The 24,688-nt window shown below is 37.8% G+C and carries 15 protein-coding genes and 1 rRNA gene; 9 read left to right on the top strand and 7 right to left on the bottom strand.

The annotated features are described in order from the left end of the window. Positions 1-52: 52 nt before the first annotated feature. The gene (locus tag HND50_13310) at positions 53-2,842 is read right to left on the bottom strand and encodes a HAMP domain-containing protein (protein NOG46212.1); all 2,790 of its coding nucleotides are present in this window, start codon (positions 2,840-2,842) and stop codon (positions 53-55) included. Continuing rightward, positions 2,842-3,633, bottom strand: coding sequence for a DUF3365 domain-containing protein (locus HND50_13305; GenBank protein ID NOG46211.1), 792 nt, complete (start codon positions 3,631-3,633; stop codon positions 2,842-2,844). Before HND50_13305 ends, HND50_13310 begins: the two co-directional genes overlap by 1 nt. Before the next feature lie 274 nt (positions 3,634-3,907). Here HND50_13305 and HND50_13300 point away from each other — a divergent pair, with 274 nt between their 5' ends. Beyond that, the gene (locus tag HND50_13300) at positions 3,908-4,339 is read left to right on the top strand and encodes a VOC family protein (GenBank protein NOG46210.1); all 432 of its coding nucleotides are present in this window, start codon (positions 3,908-3,910) and stop codon (positions 4,337-4,339) included. Here the strand turns inward: HND50_13300 and HND50_13295 are convergent. Continuing rightward, positions 4,332-5,942, bottom strand: coding sequence for a hypothetical protein (locus tag HND50_13295; GenBank protein NOG46209.1), 1,611 nt, complete (start codon positions 5,940-5,942; stop codon positions 4,332-4,334). The genes HND50_13300 and HND50_13295 overlap by 8 nt on opposite strands. A gap of 115 nt (positions 5,943-6,057) precedes the next feature. Here HND50_13295 and HND50_13290 point away from each other — a divergent pair, with 115 nt between their 5' ends. Continuing rightward, positions 6,058-7,191: an ATP-binding protein gene (locus HND50_13290; protein NOG46208.1), complete on the top strand. Its 1,134-nt coding sequence runs from the start codon at positions 6,058-6,060 to the stop codon at positions 7,189-7,191. Here HND50_13290 and HND50_13285 read toward each other — a convergent pair. Then, the gene (locus HND50_13285; protein NOG46207.1) at positions 7,170-8,963 is read right to left on the bottom strand and encodes a hypothetical protein; all 1,794 of its coding nucleotides are present in this window, start codon (positions 8,961-8,963) and stop codon (positions 7,170-7,172) included. The genes HND50_13290 and HND50_13285 overlap by 22 nt on opposite strands. A 105-nt stretch (positions 8,964-9,068) precedes the next feature. Between HND50_13285 and HND50_13280 the strand changes: the two genes are divergently transcribed. From HND50_13280 to HND50_13270, 3 genes are all read left to right on the top strand, one after another. Further along, positions 9,069-9,938: an ABC transporter permease gene (locus HND50_13280; protein NOG46206.1), complete on the top strand. Its 870-nt coding sequence runs from the start codon at positions 9,069-9,071 to the stop codon at positions 9,936-9,938. Next, positions 9,935-11,566 (top strand): ATP-binding cassette domain-containing protein, encoded by a 1,632-nt coding sequence (locus HND50_13275; GenBank protein NOG46205.1) that lies wholly within the window; start codon positions 9,935-9,937, stop codon positions 11,564-11,566. Before HND50_13280 ends, HND50_13275 begins: the two co-directional genes overlap by 4 nt. 146 nt (positions 11,567-11,712) lie before the next feature. Beyond that, positions 11,713-12,846, top strand: a complete 1,134-nt coding sequence (locus HND50_13270; GenBank protein ID NOG46204.1) for a Fic family protein — start codon at positions 11,713-11,715, stop codon at positions 12,844-12,846. Between the two features lie 152 nt (positions 12,847-12,998). Here the strand turns inward: HND50_13270 and HND50_13265 are convergent, their stop codons facing one another. Then, complete coding sequence (locus tag HND50_13265; protein ID NOG46203.1) at positions 12,999-14,237, bottom strand: imidazolonepropionase; 1,239 nt, start codon at positions 14,235-14,237, stop codon at positions 12,999-13,001. After that, a complete protein-coding gene (locus HND50_13260) occupies positions 14,237-16,234 on the bottom strand; it encodes a urocanate hydratase (GenBank protein ID NOG46202.1) in 1,998 nt (665 codons plus the stop codon). The genes HND50_13265 and HND50_13260 overlap by 1 nt, the downstream gene beginning before the upstream one ends. Positions 16,235-16,559: 325 nt before the next feature. Here HND50_13260 and HND50_13255 point away from each other — a divergent pair, with 325 nt between their 5' ends. Together HND50_13255 and HND50_13250 are read left to right on the top strand one after the other, a co-directional pair. Then, positions 16,560-16,847 carry a hypothetical protein gene (locus tag HND50_13255; GenBank protein ID NOG46201.1) on the top strand — a complete coding sequence of 96 codons (288 nt, stop codon included), beginning with the start codon at positions 16,560-16,562 and terminating at the stop codon, positions 16,845-16,847. After that, positions 16,819-17,385: a hypothetical protein gene (locus HND50_13250; GenBank protein NOG46200.1), complete on the top strand. Its 567-nt coding sequence runs from the start codon at positions 16,819-16,821 to the stop codon at positions 17,383-17,385. The genes HND50_13255 and HND50_13250 overlap by 29 nt, the downstream gene beginning before the upstream one ends. Before the next feature lie 131 nt (positions 17,386-17,516). Here the strand turns inward: HND50_13250 and glgP are convergent, their stop codons facing one another. Then, positions 17,517-20,066 carry an alpha-glucan family phosphorylase gene (gene glgP, locus HND50_13245; GenBank protein ID NOG46199.1) on the bottom strand — a complete coding sequence of 850 codons (2,550 nt, stop codon included), beginning with the start codon at positions 20,064-20,066 and terminating at the stop codon, positions 17,517-17,519. 413 nt (positions 20,067-20,479) lie between these two features. Between glgP and lon the strand changes: the two genes are divergently transcribed. Then, a complete protein-coding gene (gene lon, locus HND50_13240; GenBank protein ID NOG46198.1) occupies positions 20,480-22,768 on the top strand; it encodes an endopeptidase La in 2,289 nt (762 codons plus the stop codon). 271 nt (positions 22,769-23,039) lie between these two features. Further along, positions 23,040-24,578 (top strand): 16S ribosomal RNA (locus HND50_13235). Positions 24,579-24,688 lie beyond the last annotated feature (110 nt).

The following is a 24,688-nucleotide window of genomic DNA, read 5'->3' as shown; positions in this document are numbered from 1 at the left end:
AATAAAAAGGCTGTCTCAAATTAATGTGACAGCCTTTTTTTATAATCAATATTTAAAACATTCCAAATTCATCATCATCCAAACTTATTATTGAGGATGGATCTTTTTCCTGTTCGATTTCCTCAATTACATTATTTGAAACTTTGCCAAAGTTATGTTTGGCGTTGGAGACGTTTTGCGGAGGCTTAATACTCTTTTTCTTCACAGATTTAGTTTTCTTTGAAGATTTATTAATCTGTTTAGGTTGCTCAGTCAGCTCATTTTTCAATTTCAGTTTCGATATTAGGTGATTTAATTGATTAGACAGGCTGGACAATTCTTCGGCTGCAGCGGCTGTTTCTTCGGAGCTTGCTGTGTTTGATTGAGTTACTTTATCAATCTGGTTTAAACCTTCACTAATTTGATTAATCCCAGAAGCCTGTTCAGTTGAGGCAGTTGTAATTTCAGCAATCAGGCTGTTAATTTCTACAATTTGATTGTTTATTGAACTGAAGGCCATCGCCGTGTTATCTGCAATTTTGCTGCCCTGTTTTACTTTCGAAATAGAATCCTCAATAATTTCGGTTGTTTCGTGGGCTGCTTTGGCACTTCTTTGGGCAAGGTTCCTTACTTCTTCAGCTACAACGGCAAATCCTTTACCATGAGTTCCCGCCCGGGCAGCTTCTACAGCAGCGTTTAGTGCAAGTAAGTTTGTCTGAAATGCTATCTCATCAATTGTTTTAATAATGTTGGAAATCTTATTCGATGATAGATTAATATCTTTCATTGAATCAACCATATCCTGCATGTGTTTATTGCCTTGCGTGGTATTCTGTTTGGCCGATTCGGATAATTCTTTTGCACTGTTTGCACTTTGTGAATTCTTTTCTGTTTGTGCATTAAGCTCGTTCATCGATGCAGAAATCTGTTCCAGTGCACTGGCTTGTTCGGTTGCTCCTTGAGACAATGTTTGGCTTGAATCGGATACTTGATCGGCACCAGATGAAACTTGATCAATCATTTGCTGAACCTGGGAAATTATCGCGTTTAGACTCTCAACAGTTTTGTTCAAAGAGTTTTTCATCATTTTGTGATCACCATTGTATACTCCCTGTACACTTTCGGAAAGATCACCATCAGCCATTTTCCCCAAAACCTTTACGGCTTCATAAACTGGAGTAAGAATATTCTCTAATGTTGTATTCATCCCGGAAATTATTGTACGGTAATCACCTTTAAATAACTCAGTATTTCCCCGATTAGACAGGTTACCTTCAAAGGCTGCTAGATTTAGCATATTGCCTTCTTCAATTAAGGCTTTCAGATTATTTTGAATTGTATTTATTCCATCTGTAATCGCTATCTGTTGGCCTGGTAGTTTTGGCATAGTTTCAGATAAATTACCATCTGCATATTTTTCCAAAATTTCCAATAACATATAAATGGGTTTAACAACAACATCCAATACTTCATTAAACCCGGAAGTAAGATTGTGATAAACACCGTTTAATCCATTTGTATCACAGCGGGAGTCCAGGTTTCCATTTCTTTGAGAATCAATTATGTTGACAAATTCCGCATTCATATTTTGCAGGCTTTTTGTCATTTTTTTAATAGCGATGCCAAGTACATCATCAGTAGATGATGGCGAATATGTCACATCAAGATTTCCATTTGCAATGTTTTCTGCAATTTGGGTTTTTTCTTTTAATGAAGCACTCATTTTGTTAAACGATTGTGCCAACTCTCCAATTTCATCAGTTTGAGTAATCTGCAACTGTGTATCTATGCAACCGGCTGCAATTCCTTTTGCTGCTTTAGAAAGTTTGTTTATTGGATTGCTGAATGATTTGCTGATATAAATAGCAATAAAAACAGAAATAATAGCGATGCTTATCAGTAGAAAAATTAATGTGTTAATAAAGGAGTTTAATTCAGCAAATACCTCTTCTTCCTGGTTACGTATTATAGAGACCCAATATTTTGAATTATCCTGTGTATCATAAAATAAAGGCTCATAATACATTATCGTCCCATCACCAGGCTCAATTATCCCACCGTTGCCTGCTAATAAAGTATCGATAATGTCTGTTTCATAATATTTTGAAAGCATTTCATCAGAACCGGGAAACATAAATCCCCACTCTTTGCTGCTATCCGGATGCGATAAAAAGTAGCCGTCCTGGTTAACAAGAATAGATTCACCGGAGCTATTTCTTTTAAATTTATTAAGGAACGAATTTGCATAAACATTGATAACTACAATCCCATATAATTCATCGAAATCATCAAACACAGGAGTAGCATAGCGAATAACGGGTAAGTGAGGTTTTTGAATTTCACTATGTTCTTTATTTAGGTTTAGAGGAGATATATAGAGATCATTTTTTTTAAGTTTAACTGTTTCAATAAAATAGGATGATTGGCTTTTGTCTTGCAGATTATCTTCTTCAATTATTCGAAGGTTTTCTCCATCTGAGTCCACTCTTACAATTTCTCTACCATCCAAATTGATGAATCTCAATTGCAAGTAGTTATTATTATTTTTTAGAAAACTTTTGTACATATTTGCAGTTGCATCAGTCCAGTATTCAATCTCATCCGGGTCATCATAAGAAATTGCCTCAATCAAATTTATTACAGAAAATGAACTGCTTAAAAAACGCAGGTCATTTTCTATATTTACTAAACTTCTTTGCAGTAATGTGGTTTTCTCTGCCGACTTAGAACCTAAATCGTTAAAGATATCCTCTTCCATTTTCCAGGAATTCACTACAATATTGTAAATTCCCAGTATCAGCAGCGGGGTTAATGCAAATGCGCCAAAGTATGCTATTAGTTTAGTTTTGATTGATTGAAGCATTATTTTCCATGGTTAACTAAAAATTCACTGGTTGTAATTTTAACACTAATGCCACCACGTACATCATGGAGCTCATAGCCTTCACGAACATGGCCGGAAATATCTTTAGACCCTCTTGGCGCTCCATGGCATGATAAGCATGCTTTTTTGATTTCCAGTGGGTACATAAAACGATAATAGTTTTCCCCACTTTCTGTTACATTTTCCCCAAAACCAATCGCTCGGCTTAAATCGTTTGATTCGAATTTTTGAAGGGCCATTTTTTCCCAGCTATCAGGAGAATTGTATTGTTTGTTCCGCGCGCCCATTCCTTTACCGGTAGTAGTTTGTTTAATATCAATACCTGTTCTTTTTTGAAATTCTTGTGCAGTTAAGCGGCCAAATACAGCAGGATAAAAATGTTTTGGATTTGCTGTGCCATCGCTGTCAGTATTTATTTTTTTCTGGGAGCGGGCAACAACTATCCTTGCGGCAGCTAAGTAAATAGATAGGGCCTCTCCAAGCTGTCCCACTTCATAGTTGTTTGAAAGGTGTTTAACTTTCCATTCCATGCCTTTAGACATAGTTTTAAACTGCTTGTAGGATGCTTTTCCAAACCATGCAGGACTTATGCCTTTGTCTGTTACAGAGCCATCTTTGTTTGTATTAAATAGCGTCTGATGGTTTTCAATTTGTGACATGGCTGATGATTTCAACTCTTCGAGAAGGGCTTTATTATCCTTTTTACTCAAGGCTGAAATTGAAATAAACGTAAATGCGATTATCCCTATGAAAAAAAATGCGCGTCTCATGGCAAACTCCTTTTGTTATGAGGTGTCATTTAATCCGGAGAAAATGTTCCGGCGAATATTTTATTAGCTTTATAAATTATTTTTCGTCATTTAAACCGATATAAATAAGCTTTTAAAACATCTGTTCAATTTTCGGTCATAAAAGGCTTATTGTGGTAAGCTAAGCAAAGGATACAAATAATATTTTAGTTGTAGCTTTAAGAAATAGATATCTTGTAAAGTATGTTATACTTCTTATCAACTAAATAAGAATTAAACCTAAAAGGAGAATAATATGAACACAGGCAAAACAACAATTAATCCCTATTTATCTTTTAACGGAAATTGCCGTGAAGCCATGACATTTTATAAAACTGCACTTGATGGTGAACTTGAAATAATGACATTTGCGGACTCACCTATGGAAGTTCCTGAAGACCATAAAAATAAGGTTATGCACGCCTCAGTTAAGTTTGCCGATGCAATTTTGATGGCTTCAGATGGAATGCCAGGAAATGAAGTCACATTTGGGGATGCTTATAATATTTCGATTGGCGCAAAATCTGCAGAAGAAGGAGAGCGGTATTTTAAAAATCTTTCCGAAGGAGGTAGTGTAACTATGCCATATAGCGAGCAGTTTTGGGGTGATACTTTTGGTATGCTTACAGATAAATTTGGCATCCGTTGGATGGTTAATGCCGCCAAAGGCGATAAACAGTTTATTTAGATTTTTCTGGACTTTGCTTTAAAATTTTATCCAAGCCACTTTCAATAAAATGTTTGGCCCGCCATTTTTTATAAAGGTTGGATTTGTTTAAAAGACGCATCTGCTCTTGTGTGGTAAGCAGGCGAGAGCTTTTTTCTATAGGTTGAGATGGTAATGAAATTTCGTTTGCCGGGCTGTCTTTTAGGGATTGTCTTATTCCAAGGCCAATAGCCTTAGGATTTTCATGACAGCTTTCACAGTTGCGGCCTTTGCCAATTGTGTGTGGTGAGTAAGCATCCCAGCTCCAGCCTTTTTGTCCATTACTTTTTACAGGTATTGCTGAATCCAGCCAGATGTTTTCATTGCTGTCAACATAGGTTATATAAAACTGGTACATAGGTCGGATTATACTGTATTTCCCTTTTTCATTTATCCCTAAAACCGGATCTTCCCATCTTCTAAAAGTCCAGCCCTTATACCACATACCTCTGCTTTTTTCTCCGCTTAAGCGATTTATGCTCTGTGGGATCACAGACTCATGGCTTTCCCCGGAGGCAGAATTTAGCAAATCCGTAATGCCTTGATCACCCTGCCATTTTACATTTTCCCACATCTGAAAATTATTAGTCTCATCTAAAAATAAATGCAGTCCGTAATCCTGATAAGACCATTGTGCATGGCAGGCACTGCATTCAATATTTTTATGAAAATCTCTATGCGAAATTACTTCTTTATTAAATAAAGGCGTTTCAGGGTTTTCGTTTTCTAATTTAAGAGATTGATTAAAACCGCCATGACAATCGCTACAATTTTTAGTTTTTTCAAATTTTGAGTTTCCCTCAGTGTGACAACCTGAACAGTTCATCTCTGCGCTGGCGTGTACATCTTTTATCAATCTGTGCTGATAACTGCCAAATATTGGTTCCGCACCAAACGGCGTTGCATATTCCTCATGATAATCATGTTCAAAATAACCAAAATAATCTGCCCCGACATAATTGCTTGTATGGCACGTAAGGCATGTTTCATCCCGGACTTCTTTTTGCATTTTATGTCCAAATAGTGCTTTGCCCGTTATTTGATCCAATGGAATATGACAGCTTGCACAACCGCTGTTTCTTTTTTTGCCAACAGCATTTTGTTTACCGGAAGCATTAAAATGGCACGCCATGCATTTCTTGGCTAACAAATTATCCACCAATTCAACAGGTGTATTACCAGAGGCAACGCCTTCTTTTTCCAACTCCTTCCACGAATCATGATTGTTGTTTTTTAAAGATTCATCTTTACCCCATAAATAACGTGTTTGGTTTATTATATCGGCTGTAGAATAATGTTGGCTGGATCTAAATTTTTTTATGTAATCTTCATGACATGAAACGCATTTTTCGTCCCACCATTTTTCCAGCGATGGATTTTGAATTATAGTTGGATGATCTTTTTCATTGGGGATAAAATCCGCATTGGGTGAACTGTGGCAATCCTGGCAGCTAATATTACAGCTGGATTTTGACTCTTTATGGCAGTCAACACACGTCTCTTCCTGAGCGAATAGATTGGAAAAAATTGAAAAAAGAATTATTATCCAGTTTATGATTTTTAGCTTTTTCGAAATACTTTCCATTTAATCAATGAAAATATGTTGTCTTGGTTACGGCATTTATGTAAATTGCGCCAGTTTGATGACGGTATTTACGCAAATTGCGTCAGATAGTTGGCGATATTTATTAAGGAACAAAATGAATTTAATCGACAGGGCAATAAAAAAGAAAATAATAAATTATCTTAAACCAAATAAAGTTGTAGTGATTCTAGGAGCAAGGCGTGTTGGAAAAACAATCCTGATCAAGCAATTAATTGAAAAGTTTAATGAACCTTTCTTGCTGTATAATGGAGAAGATAGAAATGTTGCAGAGATTTTAAAAACAATAAGCATTCAGAATTATAAAAATATTTTGGATGGAAAAAAATTGTTAATAATTGATGAAGCACAAAAAATAAAACAAATCGGTGAAATTATAAAACTAATGATTGATGAAATTTCCGGGTTGAAAGTAATTCTTTCTGGTTCATCTGCTTTTGATTTGAGCAATACAATTGGTGAACCTTTAACCGGCCGAAAAACCACTTTCCACCTTTTCCCTTTAAGCGAAAGAGAAATCTCTGAAACAGAGGAAATAATCCAGAGAAGGGACAACTTGAGAGAACGATTGGTTTTTGGAAATTATCCTGAACTTCTTCACTCGGCAGGCAAATCAGAAAAAACTGAATACCTTCAAGAAATTATTAATTCTTATCTGTTAAAAGATATCTTAATATTCGATGGTATTAAAAATTCAGATAAGTTGTTTAATTTGTTAAAACTTATTGCGTACCAAACAGGAAGCCTGGTATCTCACCAGGAATTAGGAAAGCAACTTGGGATGAGTAAGACAACTGTCGAACGGTATCTGGATTTGCTGGCCAAAGTTTTTATAATTCATAAAGTTGGTGGATTTAGTAAAAATCTGCGTAAAGAAGTTGTTAAAAATTCTAAATGGTATTTTTATGATAATGGTATACGCAATGCTTTAATTGCCAATTTAAACCCGGTTGAACTAAGAAATGATATTGGTTTACTTTGGGAAAACTACATGGTTTCTGAAAGGATAAAACAACAAAGTTATAATCGATATCTGGTAAATAATTATTTTTGGCGCACTTATGACAAGCAGGAGATTGATTGGGTTGAGGAGCGTGAAGGGACTGAGTTCGCGTATGAATTTAAATGGAAACAGCAGAAAACAAAGATTCCTGTGGCATGGAAAAAGGCTTATCCGAAGTCAATATTTTCAACAATCACATCTGAAAACTACCTGGAATGGCTAAAATAGTTTTGACAGGCTTTGTTTTTTTTGCTTTTGAAATATTCTATGCTTCTATCAAAATCTTTGTAAATCTTATCTTTATAGCTGTCATGGCAGGTAATGCATAAACTTACCCTGTAGATTTTTTTAATCTCATCTAGGCTAAAAGGCCGCGCTGTTTTGCGGGACATCTTTTGTGGGATTTCTCCGTTTTCATCAATCATAGTTTCCAAACTGAAATTACCCAAACCAGACGAAGGTGCATCATAAATTTGCTGGGTTGTAAACAGGCCATCTTTGAATTGGACGTTTCCTTCTCCAAGCCCAAACCGTTTTATACTGCCATGGCAATCAATACATGTTGCTACATTTTTGCGAGTAGAATGTGGATCATAAGGTGCCATTGTCAGCCATGTTTTTTGTTGTTTAATTTGCAAGTCATCATCCAACTCCGTCATATAAACCTGGCAGCCGGGAGCAAACGGTATAATCCGCCCAAGGTTGTCAATTCCGAGTGTTGGTTTTTCAAATCGCAGATAGGAACGGCCTTCACTCCAATGGCCATACGTTTCTTCATATGAAACCTTATCAAGCTGTTTTTTTGTCGGATCATAAACATCATGACAACCATAACATTGAGGTGTGTAAGCAGAATGACAAGCCTGACAACTCATTTTCTCATGCCCCGGCATTTGGCACTCCGGCCTGTTCTTGTTTTGAGGAATGATTAGTTTTTGGCCGTCGAGTTTACGGATTAATACAACATCTTCATCTTCCATAAAAACATTCGCATAAAATGAATTTCTTTCTGTTTTGGCAAAAGTAGAATCAGGTGATAATTGCAAGTTGCTATTTACCTCAATCATTCTCCATACAATATTATCTGCCGGTGGGCGGGCTGTTTTCATTTGATGACAATCTTCACATTTTATATGAACGGCCAACTCAAGATGAGTATATTTTTTACCATCACCCATTACATCTTCGGCGATATGGCAATCAATGCAAACCATGCCTGCCTCGTAATGAATGTCCGGTGTGATTTGATAAAAATAGCGCCCGTTGGATAATTCCATCGATGAAGTATTTCCATGCTCGTAAGGCGTTCCATAACCTTCGGATTCAAATTTTCCCTGGTAGGTAAGACCAACACGGTCAGATCGGTTATGGCATTTTTCGCAAACAGGGATATCCATTTGCACAGAAAAGGTTGAATGTTTTCCCTCGGTACCGGCTTTTACCAAATGGCAGTCGTTACAGCCGCCGCCTCGCGTTCCTGTTTCTCCAGGGAGATCATTTTCCAGTTTATTAACATGGCAGCCGGCACATAATTTTCGCATATGCGATGTTGCCAATGATGTATCCGGCAATTCATTTATATGCAGGGAAGTATCATCGGGCGATATGCGTTCATCCCATTGATAAAGTGTTGAAGCAACCAAACCGGCATTATTGGTCATGATGGAGTTTCTGACATTGTGCAGGATATCATTGTGGCATTTACCGCAAGTAAGATCTGCATGATTTAAATCCGATGGATTTACAAGCATCTCTTCATGGGCATCATCTTTATCATCAGTTGAAGCATTTCCAAGATGGCACATTACACAACCATAAGCAGCAATTGGGTGGAACGGACTTGGATCGCCCATATCCGTGTGGCAGGTTAAGCATTTCTCTTCAGAAACAGGGATGGAGACGATCTCTTTTTTTAAAACAAAAGAGTCAATTATAACAAAACTTCCTATCAGAAAAATTACACCGCTTAAGGTAAAATATGTAAGTTGCTTTTTTTTCACAGAAGAATTCACTAAAAGATTGAATGGTATGAAAAAATATAGTTACATTTTAAATAGCGTCAAAACTGAAAGCTTACTTTTTGCATTTATAAAAATCTAATTTATATGAACCCTGTTCTGGAAATTCTTAAAAACATATATCCACAAAAAGACAAACTTTGGGCCATAACCTGGATTGGCGGCCTTATGCTTCTTTGGTTGTGGGATCTAATGTTTCTCAATAATCCGGCGCTTAGAAAGCTTGAAGCGGCATTTTTTAATACCCTGTTTATCGGCCTGCTTGTGATTCTGTTTTCATTGATCCTGGCATGGATGAAAACAATGCTGATTCATTTTAGCAAAGAGCGGTTAAATGGAATCCTGTTTTTCCCGGTAAAAGTGCTCGTGAACCTGATACGCTCCATTCCACAAATTTTAGGCATTTTGATCGGTTATGTTTTTGTAACCCGCATGCTGGAAAAAACCACGCTTGGTACCACCACAATTATGATCTTCCTGGCATTAATAATCAGCCTGTTTGTTTTTTTAGAGATAAGTGATTTAATGCTGGAGCGGATCGATCATTTTAAGAAAACAGATTTTTACAATGCCAGCCGTGTGTGTGGTATTTCAGATTTTCATATCATTAATTTTGATATACTTTACAAAAACAGCTGGATACATTTGTTTAATAAACTGATCGCTGTTTTCGGGATGACCATTTTTCTGATTTGCAGTATTGATTTTATTGTGTCCGTGGGACTTTCCACCGATGTGAGCGCCATAAACCTGCCATCAACCCTTGGAAGTATGCTGGCACAGATCGACAGCAAACAAGACATTTTAGCGATCGGCTCGACACTAACAAACCCGCTTTATTTTCCTAATTTATTTTTACGTCATTTGCAGGGTATAAGCGTTTCTTTTTTGATTGTATTCACATTATTTTGTGTTTATAAAATCTCTGATGGATTTGCCCGGAGATATCATATATGAGTGCATTTGAATTTGCATTGCAAATTGCATCCGGGCGCCGCAAGCTTGTAGATATTTCAAATTTTAAGATATCACCAAACAAAATAAATTTCCTTTTTGGTGAGTCAGGTATCGGTAAATCAATTATCAGCAAAGCAATTTTTGGATTAATTGATCCGGATGACCTGGATGTAAAAATTAATAAAAGTGATTATTTAAAATATCTCAATTTGCCAGCAACAAAATCTGTGCAAGAAAATGGCTTTTTTGTTTTTCAGGAGCCATCATCCCATCTCAATCCATTATTGCCATTATATAAACAACTAAGCGAAGGCAGCCTACAAAATGTTGATCCATCGGACGAACAAGCCATAATCAGGCATTTATGGAATGGGGCAGAGGAAGCTTTTTTAAACCGCTTGTTGAAAATTTTTCCAAAACCTTACCGGCCCAGCGGTGGTGAGAAGCAACGCATTTTACTGGCCATGGCTTTTAAAAAAATCAAAATATATCTTGATAGCAAAAGCACAAAAACGGCATTGTTTGTTTTTGATGAGCCATCTGGCAGCCTGGATAACCGTTTTCGCAATTTATTCATCCAACTTTTACTTGAGTGTTACCAACTGAAACCATTTACAATTTTAATCATAACTCACGATTATTCCATTATTTCAGAGGTTGAAAAAAATTATAAAGATATCTCAGCAGCGGTAGAATATTTGGAACTTACCAGATCTGAAAATATGTCTGTCATTCACCGACAAGCCGTTGTTAACAAACCTGCAAGTTCCAAGCAGGAATCTAAATCTCCTGATCAGAGATTCCCGATTAATACATTCGGGAATGACATAATTAAAGATTCCTCTGAAAATGGGTTGGTGTTAAACGATTTTTCCAAAGAAGAATATCTTAGTTGGATAAAAAAACAAAGCTTTGTTTCTTCAGATGCGATTCACGCCGGTCATGTACTTCTAAGCGTCCGCAGCGGGATAAATATTTTTGGAAAACGGCTGACATTCCATAAAGAGAATCTTGATTCACCGGAAATAGAATTGGAAGTAAAGCGTGGTGAGCTTGTTTATCTAAAAGCACAAAGCGGGGCGGGTAAAACAACTGTTGCCAAAATAATTATGGGTTTGGTAAAAGCGCAAAGAATGGTTTTGTCATTCGACCAGCAAAACGTTTCTCATAAAACAACTGAGGATTTTTGGCGGAAACATATTTGGGGCCAAAGGGCTTCCATGGTTTTTCAACATGCGGATGAATCGCTAAACCAAAATGCTTCAGTTTTGGAAATCTTTAAAGCATTATCGGATACGCGCAAAGTAAATGATGCAAAAGTGCTTCGACGTATCCAGGAATTGTTTGATGTAAAACTGAAGCCATCCTTTTTAAAGAAAAAAATTAAATTTTTAAGCGGCGGGCAAAAGCAGCGCATCAATATTTTGCGCAGCCTGGTTTTGGATACAGATATTCTGATTTTGGATGAACCGCTAAACGGATTGGATTTGAGAAGCGCCCATAAAATTATTGAAAAAATTAAACAACGTCAGGCTGATGGAAAAGCTATTTTACTTATTTCACACAATGAAGAGATTTTTGATAAGATTGTAAAACCGGAAAATATTTATTATTTAAAATCCACATAATTTTTATCATTGCAAGCAGTTAAATCTATAAAAAATATTGATTCTATCTTTTATATCATTTCATATTACAATTGTAAATGAAAACACAATTTGTTATATTTTCATAAAATGGTGATAATAAAAATATAGAAAACTATATTTTCAAAATTATGGATATTAAAAATTTCAAAGCTGGCAAATTGGTCCAGCAATTTGAATATAAAAGCTTTTCACCAAATCCCGTTAACCACGAATGGATTATTTCCGACCCCTCTCTTAACACTCTGCTTGGTGAAGCCAATCATAAGCTGGGCGAGCTGAATGCATTTTCTCAGCTTATTCCTGATGTCGATTTTTTTATCCTGATGCATATGGCCAAAGAAGCAACCAAGTCCAACCGCATTGAAGGCACTCAAACCAGTTTTGAAGAAGCACTCATTGAAGAAGAAAGCGTTTTGCCAGAACGTCGGGATGATTGGCAGGAAGTGCAAAACTATATAGCGGCTATGAACCAGGCCATAAAAGAATTAGATAAACTTCCTTTGTCTAACCGTCTGTTAAAGAATACACATAAGGTCATTTTAAAAAGCGTACGTGGCAAAGAACGCTCGCCAGGTGAATTTCGGCGTAGCCAAAACTGGATAGGCGTTTCATTAAAAGATGCTATATTTATTCCGCCTACTCAAGAAGAAGTTCCGGGATTGATGAGTGACCTGGAAAAGTTTTTAAATAACACTTTTATTCAAGTTCCCCACTTAATAAAAATTGCCATTTCCCATTATCAGTTCGAAACGATCCATCCTTTTTTAGATGGCAATGGAAGACTGGGAAGGTTGTTAATTACATTATATCTGGTTAGTAACGGATTGTTGCAAAAACCAACATTGTATTTGTCTGATTTCTTTGAGCGTAACAAACCGCATTATTATGATAATTTAACAAGTGTACGAACACATAATAATCTAACGCAATGGATACGGTTCTTCCTTGTGGGTGTTCTGGAAACGGCTTTAAATTCAATCGATACATTTAATAAGATTATCAAGCTAAAAGAAAATATTGAAAGTAAAAAGCTATTAACTCTTGGCCAAAAACAGATTAAAGCAAAACATGTATTAAATGAATTATATAGTCGCCCCATTACAAATGCAGCACGTATAGGTGCCATTTTGCAGGCATCACCGGCTACGGCGAATCGTTTCATTAAAGATTTTGTTCAAATGGGAATTTTGATCGAAGATACTGGTTTCAAGAGAAACCGTGTTTTTGTTTTCAAAGAATATCTGAATCTTTTTTTATAGGTAAAAAGCTGATGGAAAAGCTATTTTACTTATTTCACACAATGAAGAGATTTTTGACAAAATTGTAAAACCGGAAAACATTTATTATCTGAAATCATTCTCGTAATACTTAGCCAGCTTCAGCACTTAATTCCTTAACTTTCACTTAAATATTATTTAACTAGATTGCCTTTAATATAAACCTGATCGATAAGGTTTTCACCAAAGGAATAAGGCAATTCTTCATGCGAATCGATCGGCTTCGTCACAATAATATTTGCCAATTTGCCAACCGTGATTGAACCTAACTGATTTTCCAGACCCATCGCATATGCGCCGTTAAGTGTGGCGGCATTTATAGCTTCATTTGGATTCATTTTCATTTTAACACAAGCCAATGAAACTATAAAATTCATATTTCCTGAGGGTGCAGATCCTGGGTTATAATCAGATGCCAGGGCGATTGGGAGTCCGGCATCAATTATTTGTCGGGCCGGTGTATAGGGAATGCCCAAAAAGAAGGAGCAACCTGGTAAAGCAACCGGCATTGTAGAGGTGTTTTTTAAAGACTGGATGTCTTTTTCATTTAACTCTTCCAGATGGTCCACAGATAATGCTTTAAATTTAACAGCAGTTTGCACACCACCAATAATTGTAAACTGATTTACATGAATTTTTGGTATAAGTCCATATTTTTGTCCCGCCTCTAAAATATAATTAGTGTCCTCAATATCGAAATATCCGGTTTCACAAAATATATCGATGTATTCCGCCAACGATTCTTCAGCAATTTTAGGCATTACAATTTCTACTAACATTTTTAGATAGCCGCTTTTATCATTTTTATAGTCTAACGGGAGTGCATGCGCACCAAGAAAAGTGGCTTTTATTTCTACCGGACTATTTTCTTTTAATCGTTTGATTACCCGAAGCATTTTCAATTCGGCATTTGTTTCTAAACCGTAACCTGATTTTATTTCAATGGCACCGGTACCAAGTTGAATTAAATCTTTCAATCGTTTTTCGCTGTGCAGATATAATTCTTCATCTGTAATAGTTTGCATTTTTTTGGCTGAGTTTAATATCCCGCCGCCTTTCTGAGCGATCTGTTCATAAGAAAGGCCATTAATCCGGTCAACAAATTCACCTACTCGTGTCTCAGGAAAAACCAAATGTGTATGTGAATCACACCAGGTTGGTAAAACCATTTTTCCCGTAGCATCCACAACTTTATCCACCTTGTGATCAGGGCACAGATCCATTGGTCCAAAATCGGAAATTAAGTCATCTTCAATCAGCAGATAGGCGTTCTTTATAGAAGGTAGTTCGCTCAATTGTTCTCCGGCTACAAATGGAATAAAGTTGTTTCGTACCTGAAGTAACTCTTTAATGTTTTTTAAAAGTAGCCGCATTAGAAAAGACCTTCTATTAAATTGTCTGATACGATATTTGGAAGCGTCACTTTTAGATTTGGAGAACGTTGCATTTCACGTTTGGCTGCAAATAAAGCCCCATCATTTCTTGCCCAACTGCGACGGGCGATGCCATTGTTAACATCATAAAAAAGCATACTTTTTATGCGCGATTCGGTTTCCGGCGTTCCATCAAGGACCATTCCAAAACCGCCGTTTATTACTTCGCCCCAACCAACACCGCCGCCATTATGGATGGACACCCAGGTTGCTCCCCGAAAACTATCTCCAATAACATTTTGGATTGCCATGTCTGCTGTAAAACTACTACCGTCATAAATGTTGGACGTCTCCCGATAAGGCGAATCGGTACCACTCACATCATGATGATCGCGCCCTAATACGACCATACCAATTTTACCTTCTGCTATCGCTTTATTGAAAGCTAATGCAATTTTTACGCGCCCTTCAGCATCGGCGTATAATATGCGGGCCTGCGAACCGACAACCATTTTGTTCTTTTTGGCTTCATTTATCCAGACAATATTGTCCAGCATTTGGCGTTGAATTTCTTTTGGTGAGTTATCCATTATTTTCTGTAAAACATCGCGGGCTATCTTGTCAGTCAAATCCAGGTCTTCGGGTTTTCCGGATGTACAAACCCAACGGAATGGCCCAAATCCAAAATCAAAACACATGGGCCCCAGTATATCCTGCACATAAGATTTATATTTAAAATCAATACCATTCTCCGCCATAATTTCAGCTCCGGCACGGGATGCTTCCAGCAAAAAGGCATTTCCATAATCAAAAAAGTATGTGCCTTTTGCAGTGTGTTTGTTTATTGCAACCACATGTTTGCGGAGGGATTGCTGAACTTTTTCTTTGAACAAAGCCGGTTCTTCGCGGATTAACCGATTGGATTCTTCGAATGTGACATCGGCTGGATAATAACCACCGGACCAAGGATTATGAAGTGAAGTTTGGTCTGAACCGATATGCACGAAAATGTTTTCCACATCAAATCGTTCCCATACATCAACGATATTTCCAATAAAAGCAATCGATACAACTTTGTGTTCGTTCTTGGCATTTTTAACAGTTTTAACAAGTTCATCCATATTTTCAATTAAGATATCTGCCCATCCTTGCTCGTGTCTTTTTTTTGCCGCATGTGGATTTACCTCTGCGCAAACTGTAATGCAGCCGGCAATATTGCCCGCTTTTGGTTGGGCACCACTCATTCCGCCTAAACCGGCGGTTAAGAATATTTTTCCGGTGGGGGTATCATCCTTTTCCAAAATTTTTCTGAATGCATTCATCACGGTAATTGTTGTGCCGTGTACAATCCCCTGAGGCCCAATATACATGTAAGACCCGGCCGTCATTTGCCCATATTGTGTGACGCCCAAAGCATTAAACTTTTCCCAGTCATCAGGTTTAGAATAATTGGGGATCATCATACCGTTTGAAACAATCACACGTGGTGAATTTTTAGAGGAGGGAAATAATCCCAGTGGATGCCCGGAATAAATATGCAGGGTTTGTTCATTCGTCATTTCGGACAAATATTGCATTGTAACCAGGTATTGGGCCCAGTTTTGAAAAACAGCGCCGTTGCCGCCATAGGTGATTAGTTCTTCAGGGTGCTGGGCAACCGCCGGATCCAGGTTGTTTTGTATCATCAACATTATTGCAGCTGCTTGTCGTGTTTTTGCCGGATACTCTTCAATTGGCCTTGCATATATTTTATAATCCGGTTTAAAACGGTGCATATAAATCCGGCCAAACTTTTGTAGCTCAGCGGCAAATTCTTCAGCCAATATTTTGTGCCACTTTTCCGGAAAGTAGCGTAGGGCGTTGCGAACAGCCAGCTGTTTTTCTTCTATGCTTAAAATATCTTTTCTTTTTGGAGCCGCATTTGCGTCGGCTGGATATGCAATTTTCTCAGGTAATTCTTTTGGGATTCCCTGGCGTATTTGATCTTTAAAAGTCATACTGTTTTCCTGTTAAAAATGTTTTTATCAGATACATAGCAAACAATGTTATCTGGATTATAATCTTGCTAATTTATTTATATGTTTGATAATCTCCAAGACTATGTTTGTTAGAAGTTCTTACTAAAATCATCCTCTCTACAAATAGCATAAATATTTTCAGCTGTGGTCCATCGAAATTCTGTTTTGAAAAAGCAGTTGTTTTTATTTATGTTATGTGTGTTGCAAAAATCACAACAGCCTGCAATCGGATAAACCTATGTTAAAACAAAGACTTGCCCATAATTTATAAAAGCGTTTTAAAATCTTTTTTGGAAGAGGATGTATGATAGATTGGTTTTCTGATATAATTTTACCTTTTTTGTTTTTGGCTTTTGGTGTCCTTGCAACTCACTTATACTATAAAAAAAGCCAAAGAGAAAAATCACCAAACTACGTACTTGATAGTCTTAATATTTTCAATCAAGAGCTTGGTATAATTGATGGATTGAGTTTTTCATATAAAGACAAAACAGTTAAAAATCTTACTCAATCAAAATTTATAATATGGAATGAAGGTAAGGAAACTGTAAAAAGAGATGATATTGCAAAAAAAAACCCCGCTGATAATTGAAGCTGAGTCAGGTTTTAAAATTCTATTCGCAGAAGTTCAGCAAACATCAAATGAGTCAAATAATTGGAAGGTCAGAATTTCAAGTAATCAAAAAAGAATTTCCATCAATTTTGATTATTTCGATTTTAAAGAAGGTTGTTTAATTAAAATAATACATACAGGAAATTCAAGTGATTCTTTACACGTTTATGGGACAGTCTTAGGCGTGGGTGATATCAAATCAACTACAATGAAAAAGAGGAATTTGAATATCATGGTGTGGTTAATGGCTCTTGGATTTCCACTGTTTGCATCTTTTATGTTTGTTACATCAATTTTTTTTCCAGAATTAAAGTCCTTCGCAGAGAGATATTTTTCCTATATTTTTTTAGTGGTAATTAGTCCTCCATTAATTTTTGCAAAATTTTTTTATAAAAACCTAAACTGTATTCCAAAAAATATCTTAGTTGAAGAAGGTGACTCTAGTCTTATAGAACTCGGATTTCCTAAAAAAGGTGAAAAGAAAAAAAGCTTTTTAAAAAAATATTTAGCCAGTTAGGCAATTAATATCAGCTCAGTTTAACATTAATGTAATAAAAAAGCCCCATCTTTTCAGACACAGTTCATAAAATAAAAAACCTTCCAGGTTTTGAAATCCTGGAAGGTTTAATAAAATCAAACTATTATTTCTTAATCCAACCACTTAATCAAGCGTGTTTCATGTTGCGAAAACAAATCCGGGTGAGTTGGCATTACACGGCAGTTAAACCTGTAAGAGCCATCACGTTTTGCTTTAACCCGCGCTCGATATTCATATTTATTTTCATCTGTCTGGCCAATAAGTCCCATGGGGTAAATTTCCATATGCTGGTGACCTTTTATAGCATCCTGCCTTTCCAGAATCAGTTCAACACGAAGTTCGCTTGTTTTGAGCGCACCAACATTAACTTTTATGCTGATTTCTTTTGTTTCGCCTGCGCTGAAAACGCGTGTATCTTCATGAAGGCTTCCACCATTTAAATGGAGTTGAACATTGCGCCAATGTCTTTTAACACGGTTCATCCAACGTGTAAAACGGTTTAGGGCAGCATATTCATTTTCATTGTATTTAACATCGCGTTGAATGCCCGGTACATAGAATTTTGTTGTATAATTCCAGACCATGGTGTGCGTGCTAAATTTTGTAAAAGTGGAGCGCAGAGATTCTTTGGACATTTTGATCCAATCTTTTGGAATGCCATCTTTGTCTCTTTTATAAAACAAGGGCACAATCTCATTCTCAAGCACATCATACATCATTTCAGCATCATCTTTGTCTTGCTGCAAATGGTCAGAATACTCAACTTCTTTCCCGATAACCCAGCCATTTTTTCCGTTATAGCCTTCAGGCCACCAACCATCGAGAACTGAGAAGTTAATCCCACCATTGATCGGTACTTTTTGGCCGCTAGTGCCGCTTGCTTCCAAAGGTCGCCTTGGGTTATTCAGCCAAACATCCACGCCGGAGGTTAAAGGGCGGCTGATATTGATGCTGTAGTTTTCAACAAAACTAACTTTTCCTCTTAAGCCATTTTCCTTTGTGATGGCATTTACTTCACGGATCAATTCTTTTCCTGCATCATTTTGAGGGTGCGCTTTTCCGGAAAATAAAATTTGCACAGGCTTTTCAGTGTTGTTTAGTATTTTTTTGATTCGCTCTTTATCCCGGAACAAAAGAGTTGCTCTTTTATAAGGAGCAAAACGCCGGGCAAAGCCTATAGTCAAAGCTTCTTCATCAAGAATTTCATCTGCAGCAGGATAGCCATGATCGTGACCTTGATAGCGGCTTAATTGATCTTCGTGTTTACGTCTAAGATGACCGGACATAGCTTTTTTCATTTTAACCATTGCTTGCCAGTAAACATCATCCGGGATATCATTTACCTTGTTCCAGTACGATTCTTCATGGATATGATCACGCCAGTCTTCACCAACATATTTATCAAACAACTCAATCATTTCGCGGTGCAACCAGGATTCAGTGTGAATACCATTTGTAACATGTCCGATTGGAACCTCGGAAACAGGAACGCCCGGATAAACTTTTTGCCACATTCCCTGCGAAACAACACTGTGAAGTTTGCTAACGCCGTTGGCCATATATGCCATGTTTAACGCAAGTATTGTTAAAGAAAAATTTTCATGTTGATGCTCATTCAGGTTACGCCCAAGATCAAAGAAATAATTATCGGACATTTCCAGTTTTGGCCAGAAATCCTTGAAGTATTTCTCCATCATATCAAATTCAAATGCTTCATTTCCTGCGGGGATTGGAGTATGGGTTGTAAATAAAGATGTGCTGCGAACATATTCAAGGGCAGGTTTAAAATCCATTCCTTCATTGATTAATTCATATAATCTTTCCAGTCCCAGAAATGCAGAATGACCTTCATTCATGTGATATGTGGCCGGGTCTAAATCCATCGCCCTCAATGCCCTGAGTCCGCCAATCCCAAGAATAATTTCCTGTTGAATCCGGGTATCGCGTGTGCCGCCATAAAGTGAATGGATGATCTTTTTATCATCCTCAGAATTCTGATCGACATTTGTATCAAGCAAAAACAGGCTAATGCGGCCAACAGCCACTTTCCATATTTTTATATAAACTTCGCGATCCAATATCGGTACGGTAACAAGGACGGGTTCATTATTATCATTTGTGACCAATGAAATGGGGAGTTCGTCCAGAGAAAGTTCACGATATTCTTCAACCTGTTCACCTTGTTCATTAACCAGCTGATTGAAATAAGCATGCTTATACATCAAGCCAACAGCAACAAATGGCAATCCAAGATCAGAAGCCGTTTTGCAGTGATCCCCGGAAAGAACGCCCAAGCCACCGGCATAATTCGGGAGAGATTCGTGAATACCATATTCTGCAGAAAAGTAGGCAATTAACTGGTTATCAAGATTAGGGTAATTCTTATTAAATAAAGTCGCTTTATTGTCCATGTAGTTTACAAACCTGGAATGGACTTTTTTAACTTTGTTTACAAAATCTTTGTTTTCTGCAAATCTTTCAATTTTTTCAGAAGGTATCTTTTTTAAAAATGCAACTGGGTTTCGGTCTTCAGAGCGCCATAAATCTAAGTCAATTTCCCTGAAAAGGTCCCTTGCATCGGGATTCCAGCTAAACCATAAATTATAAGATAGTTCTTCTAACGGTTTTAACGGTTTAGGCAGGTTTAAAACATCAGACATAAAAATCCTTTCTAATTATCATTTTTATACACTCTTTTTAGAGTTACTAAATCGGGTTTTGAAAATAATGAAACCAAAAGTGATGCGCAAATAGAAATTAATTGGCTGTAAAATTTCATTTCATTCAAAATTCCCAATCATTTCAGTCGGGAAATTACAAGCTTATATTTAGGAAAAAAATAATATTGCATATAATATTTTATTTCAACACAATTGTTGACGATATCGTCTGACAGTACAATCTGCCATAATTTCCATTAAAAAGGTCATTACATTCAATATTAGTGTTTTTTGTACAATTATCGTCATTTATTAACCTTGGCATAAAAATTGATGGAAATAGGTCTCAAAAAATTCGGAGATAAAAAGTGAGTGAAATAATATCTACCCCGGTTTCAGAAGTTTTACCGATTATGCCACTAAGAAATACCGTTGTTTTTCCACACCAGGTTATACCATTAGCCGTTGGCCGTGAAAAGTCGCTAAATCTGCTTAGTGAATTAGATGAAGAAACAAAAGTTATTGGACTTGTGTCACAACAGGATGGCAGAATAGAAGAGCCATCATTTGAGGATCTTTATAAGTTTGGTACTGCCGCGATGATTTTGAAAAAATTTAAAATGCCGGATGGTAGTGAGCAGCTTATTGTTCAGGGATTATACCGTTTTAAAGTATCAGAATTCTCAAAGGCAGAGCCCTATTTTGAAGGGATTGTTCATCAGCAAGAAGATAATGTAGTACCTCAAGATCAGGATTTTGAAATTGACGCCCTCGCAAATAATATTAAAAACATCTTTCAAAAGATTGTTGACCATACACCTTATTTGACAAATGAACACAGGGTAATGGTTCTTAATACTGAGGATTCCTCAAAGCTTGCAGACGTTATTGCCTCTCAGGTTAATTTTACCGTTACGGAAAAAGAACAAATCCTGGAGATGTTGGATGTAAAAGAGAGGCTGACAAGAGTTAATTATCTTTTAAATAAAGAATTACAAATACTTGAATTAGGTAACAAAATCCAGGACAAGGTTCAGGGTGAATTAAATAAGACGCAAAGACACTATTACTTAAGAGAGCAGCTAAAGGCAATAAAAAAAGAACTGGGTGAGTACGAAGATGAAGGCACAGAGATTGAAGAATTACGTGAAAAGCTTACCAAGATTAAAATGCCAAAGTATGCAAAAGATGTTGCAGAAAAAGAGCTGAATCGTCTCTCAAAAATGTCTCCTATGGCTAGTGAGTATACAGTTACAAGGACATATCTCGATTGGATTTTAGATATGCCCTGGAAAAAAACTACCAAGGACCGGCTAAATGTTTCTAAAGCTGAAGCTATTTTAAATGAAGATCATTATGGGCTGGACAAAGTAAAAAAGAGAATCCTCGAATATTTAGCTGTCCGCCAATTAAAGTCAGATATGAAAGGTCCTATTTTGTGTTTTGTTGGTCCTCCCGGGGTTGGTAAAACAAGTCTTGGCAGATCAATTGCACGGGCATTAAATAGAAAATTCTCTCGTCTGTCTTTAGGAGGAGTCCGAGATGAAGCTGAGATAAGAGGGCACAGGCGGACATACGTTGGTGCATTGCCTGGGAGAATTATTCAGGAAATAAAAAAAGTTGGATCCAATAATCCTGTATTCATGCTTGATGAACTTGACAAGCTTGGTATGGATTTTCGTGGTGATCCCTCCTCCGCTTTATTGGAGGTTTTAGATCCGGAGCAAAATTTTTCTTTTGCGGATCATTATCTGGAAATCCCATTTGATCTATCAAAAGTGATGTTTATTGCAACAGCTAACTTAATAGATCCAATTCCTCCTGCATTAAAAGACAGGATGGAAATTATTGAGTTAATCAGCTATACGGAGGAAGAAAAAGCCAAGATCGCTGAAAAATATTTAATCCCAAAACAATTGGAAAATCATGGTTTAACGGACAAACAAATCCAATTTACAAATACTGCTACAAAGACTGTGATAAACAAATATACAAGAGAAGCAGGTGTTCGTAATCTTGAAAGGGAAATTGCCAGCATTATTCGTGGTATTGCAAAGGAGATTGTTGAAGAAACAGTCGTTTCCAAAAAGATAACTCCAAGAATAATTCCAAACTATCTTGGGGCGGAAAGATTTTACTATGATATAGCTGAAAGAGTATCGAGACCTGGTGTTGCTACTGGCTTGGCATGGACGCCCGTTGGTGGTGATATTTTATTTATTGAAGCTACAAAAATGGAAGGCAAAGGCAATCTTTCATTAACTGGCAAATTGGGTGATGTAATGAAAGAGTCAGCTTCTGCCGCCTTGAGTTTCCTCCGTTCAAACAAAGATAAATTTAATATTAATTCCAAGTTTTATGAAAAGTTCGATACTCATATTCATGTTCCGGCTGGCGCTATCCCAAAAGACGGACCGAGTGCTGGTATAACAATGTTCTCCGCATTATACTCCTTATTCAGCGACAGGCCAATAAAAGATAATCTTGCCATGACTGGAGAGATTACCTTGCGCGGCTTGGTTCTTCCGGTAGGTGGAATAAAAGAAAAAGTACTTGCTGCTAAAAGGGCAGGTATTAAAGAAATAATTATACCTTTAAAGAACAAAAAAGATCTGGAAGAAATACCCCAACATAATCGAAAAGATATTACATTTCATTTTGTAAATGAAGTTGAAGAATTATTTAAAATAGCCTTCAAATAAATACGTTAAATCAAAAAAAAATAAATAGCCCGGATATAAAAGTAGTCCGGGTTATTTTTTTTGCAAAAGTAGTGAATAAATATTTGCCTTTGGGAAATGAAGTAGGTAAATTAAAAGCTCTCGTAAAAAATGTAAAAAACACCAAATATACATTTGCAAAGTTAATTTAGTGTTAGTAGATTACGAGCCCTTTGTTCATTGAAATGAGGAGTTGAAACGAGCCTTTATTGAGGTTGTCATAAAGTAGTAAAAGAAATAAATGAAATGACAACGAAGAGTTTGATCCTGGCTCAGGACGAACGCTGGCGGCGTGCTTAACACATGCAAGTCAAGGAGAAAGTTTCCCTTCGGGGAGATGATTACACTGGCGAACGGGTGAGTAACGCGTAGGCAACCTGCCCTTGCGATTGGGATAACATCGAGAAATCGTTGCTAATACCATATGATATTCTTTTGTCACCTGGCAGAAGAATCAAAGGTGCTTTTGTACCGCGCATGGATGGGCCTGCGTTCCATTAGTTAGTTGGTAGGGTAACGGCTTACCAAGGCAGCGATGGATAGCTGATCTGAGAGGGTGATCAGCCACACTGGGACTGAGATACGGCCCAGACTCCTACGGGAGGCAGCAGTGAGGAATATTGCGCAATGGAGGAAACTCTGACGCAGCAACGCCGCGTGGGGGATGAAGCACTATGGTGTGTAAACCCCTGTAGATAGGGACGAACGGTATGTATTCGTAAGGGTATGTATGTGACGGTACCTATAAAGTAAGCACCGGCTAACTCCGTGCCAGCAGCCGCGGTAATACGGGGGGTGCAAGCGTTGTCCGGAATTACTGGGCGTAAAGGGCGTGTAGGCGGCCTGGTCAGTCAGATGTGAAAGCCCACGGCTTAACCGTGGAACTGCATTTGAAACTGCCCGGCTTGAGTGTGAGATGGGGTAGCGGAATTCCCAGTGTAGCGGTGAAATGCGTAGATATTGGGAAGAACACCAGTAGCGAAGGCGGCTACCTGGCTCACAACTGACGCTAATGCGCGAAAGCGCGGGGAGCAAACAGGATTAGATACCCTGGTAGTCCGCGCTGTAAACGATGGATACTAGATGTTGGTCCTTTTTAGGGTCAGTGTCGCAGCTAACGCATTAAGTATCCCGCCTGGGGAGTACGATCGCAAGGTTGAAACTCAAAGGAATTGACGGGGGCCCGCACAAGCGGTGGAGCATGTGGTTTAATTCGATGCAACGCGAAGAACCTTACCGGGGTTTGACATCACAGTGAAATGTGCAGAGATGTATATGTCTTTCGGGACACTATGACAGGTGCTGCATGGCTGTCGTCAGCTCGTGTCGTGAGATGTTGGGTTAAGTCCCGCAACGAGCGCAACCCTTGCCCATAGTTGCCAGCACGTTATGGTGGGGACTCTATGGGGACTGCCGGTGATAAACTGGAGGAAGGTGGGGATGACGTCAAGTCATCATGGCCCTTACATCCCGGGCTACACACGTGCTACAATGGTCGGTACAACGGGTCGCGATACCGCGAGGTGGAGCCAATCCCTAAAAACCGATCTCAGTTCGGATTACAGTCTGCAACTCGACTGTATGAAGTCGGAATCGCTAGTAATCGCGGATCAGCATGCCGCGGTGAATACGTTCCCGGGCCTTGTACACACCGCCCGTCACGCCATGGGAGTCGGCAGTACCCGAAGCCGGTCCATTAAGGGCCGTCGAAGGTAAGGCTGATGACTGGGGCGAAGTCGTAACAAGGTAGCCGTACCGGAAGGTGCGGCTGGATCACCTCCTTTCTAAGGAGCCCTTTGGGGCTAAAGGCAATCTCAATTGATTCAATTCAACTCCTCTTTTTGGTGAATAAAGTTTTAAGCTGTTCTTTGACATGATGGAAAAGTAAGAAGAAGTAATAGA

Source organism: Calditrichota bacterium (genome assembly GCA_013112635.1).
Lineage (GTDB): Bacteria > Calditrichota > Calditrichia > Calditrichales > J004 > JABFGF01.
Note: the sequence above shows the minus strand (reverse complement) of the source record. Positions and strands in the feature narration are given on the sequence as shown.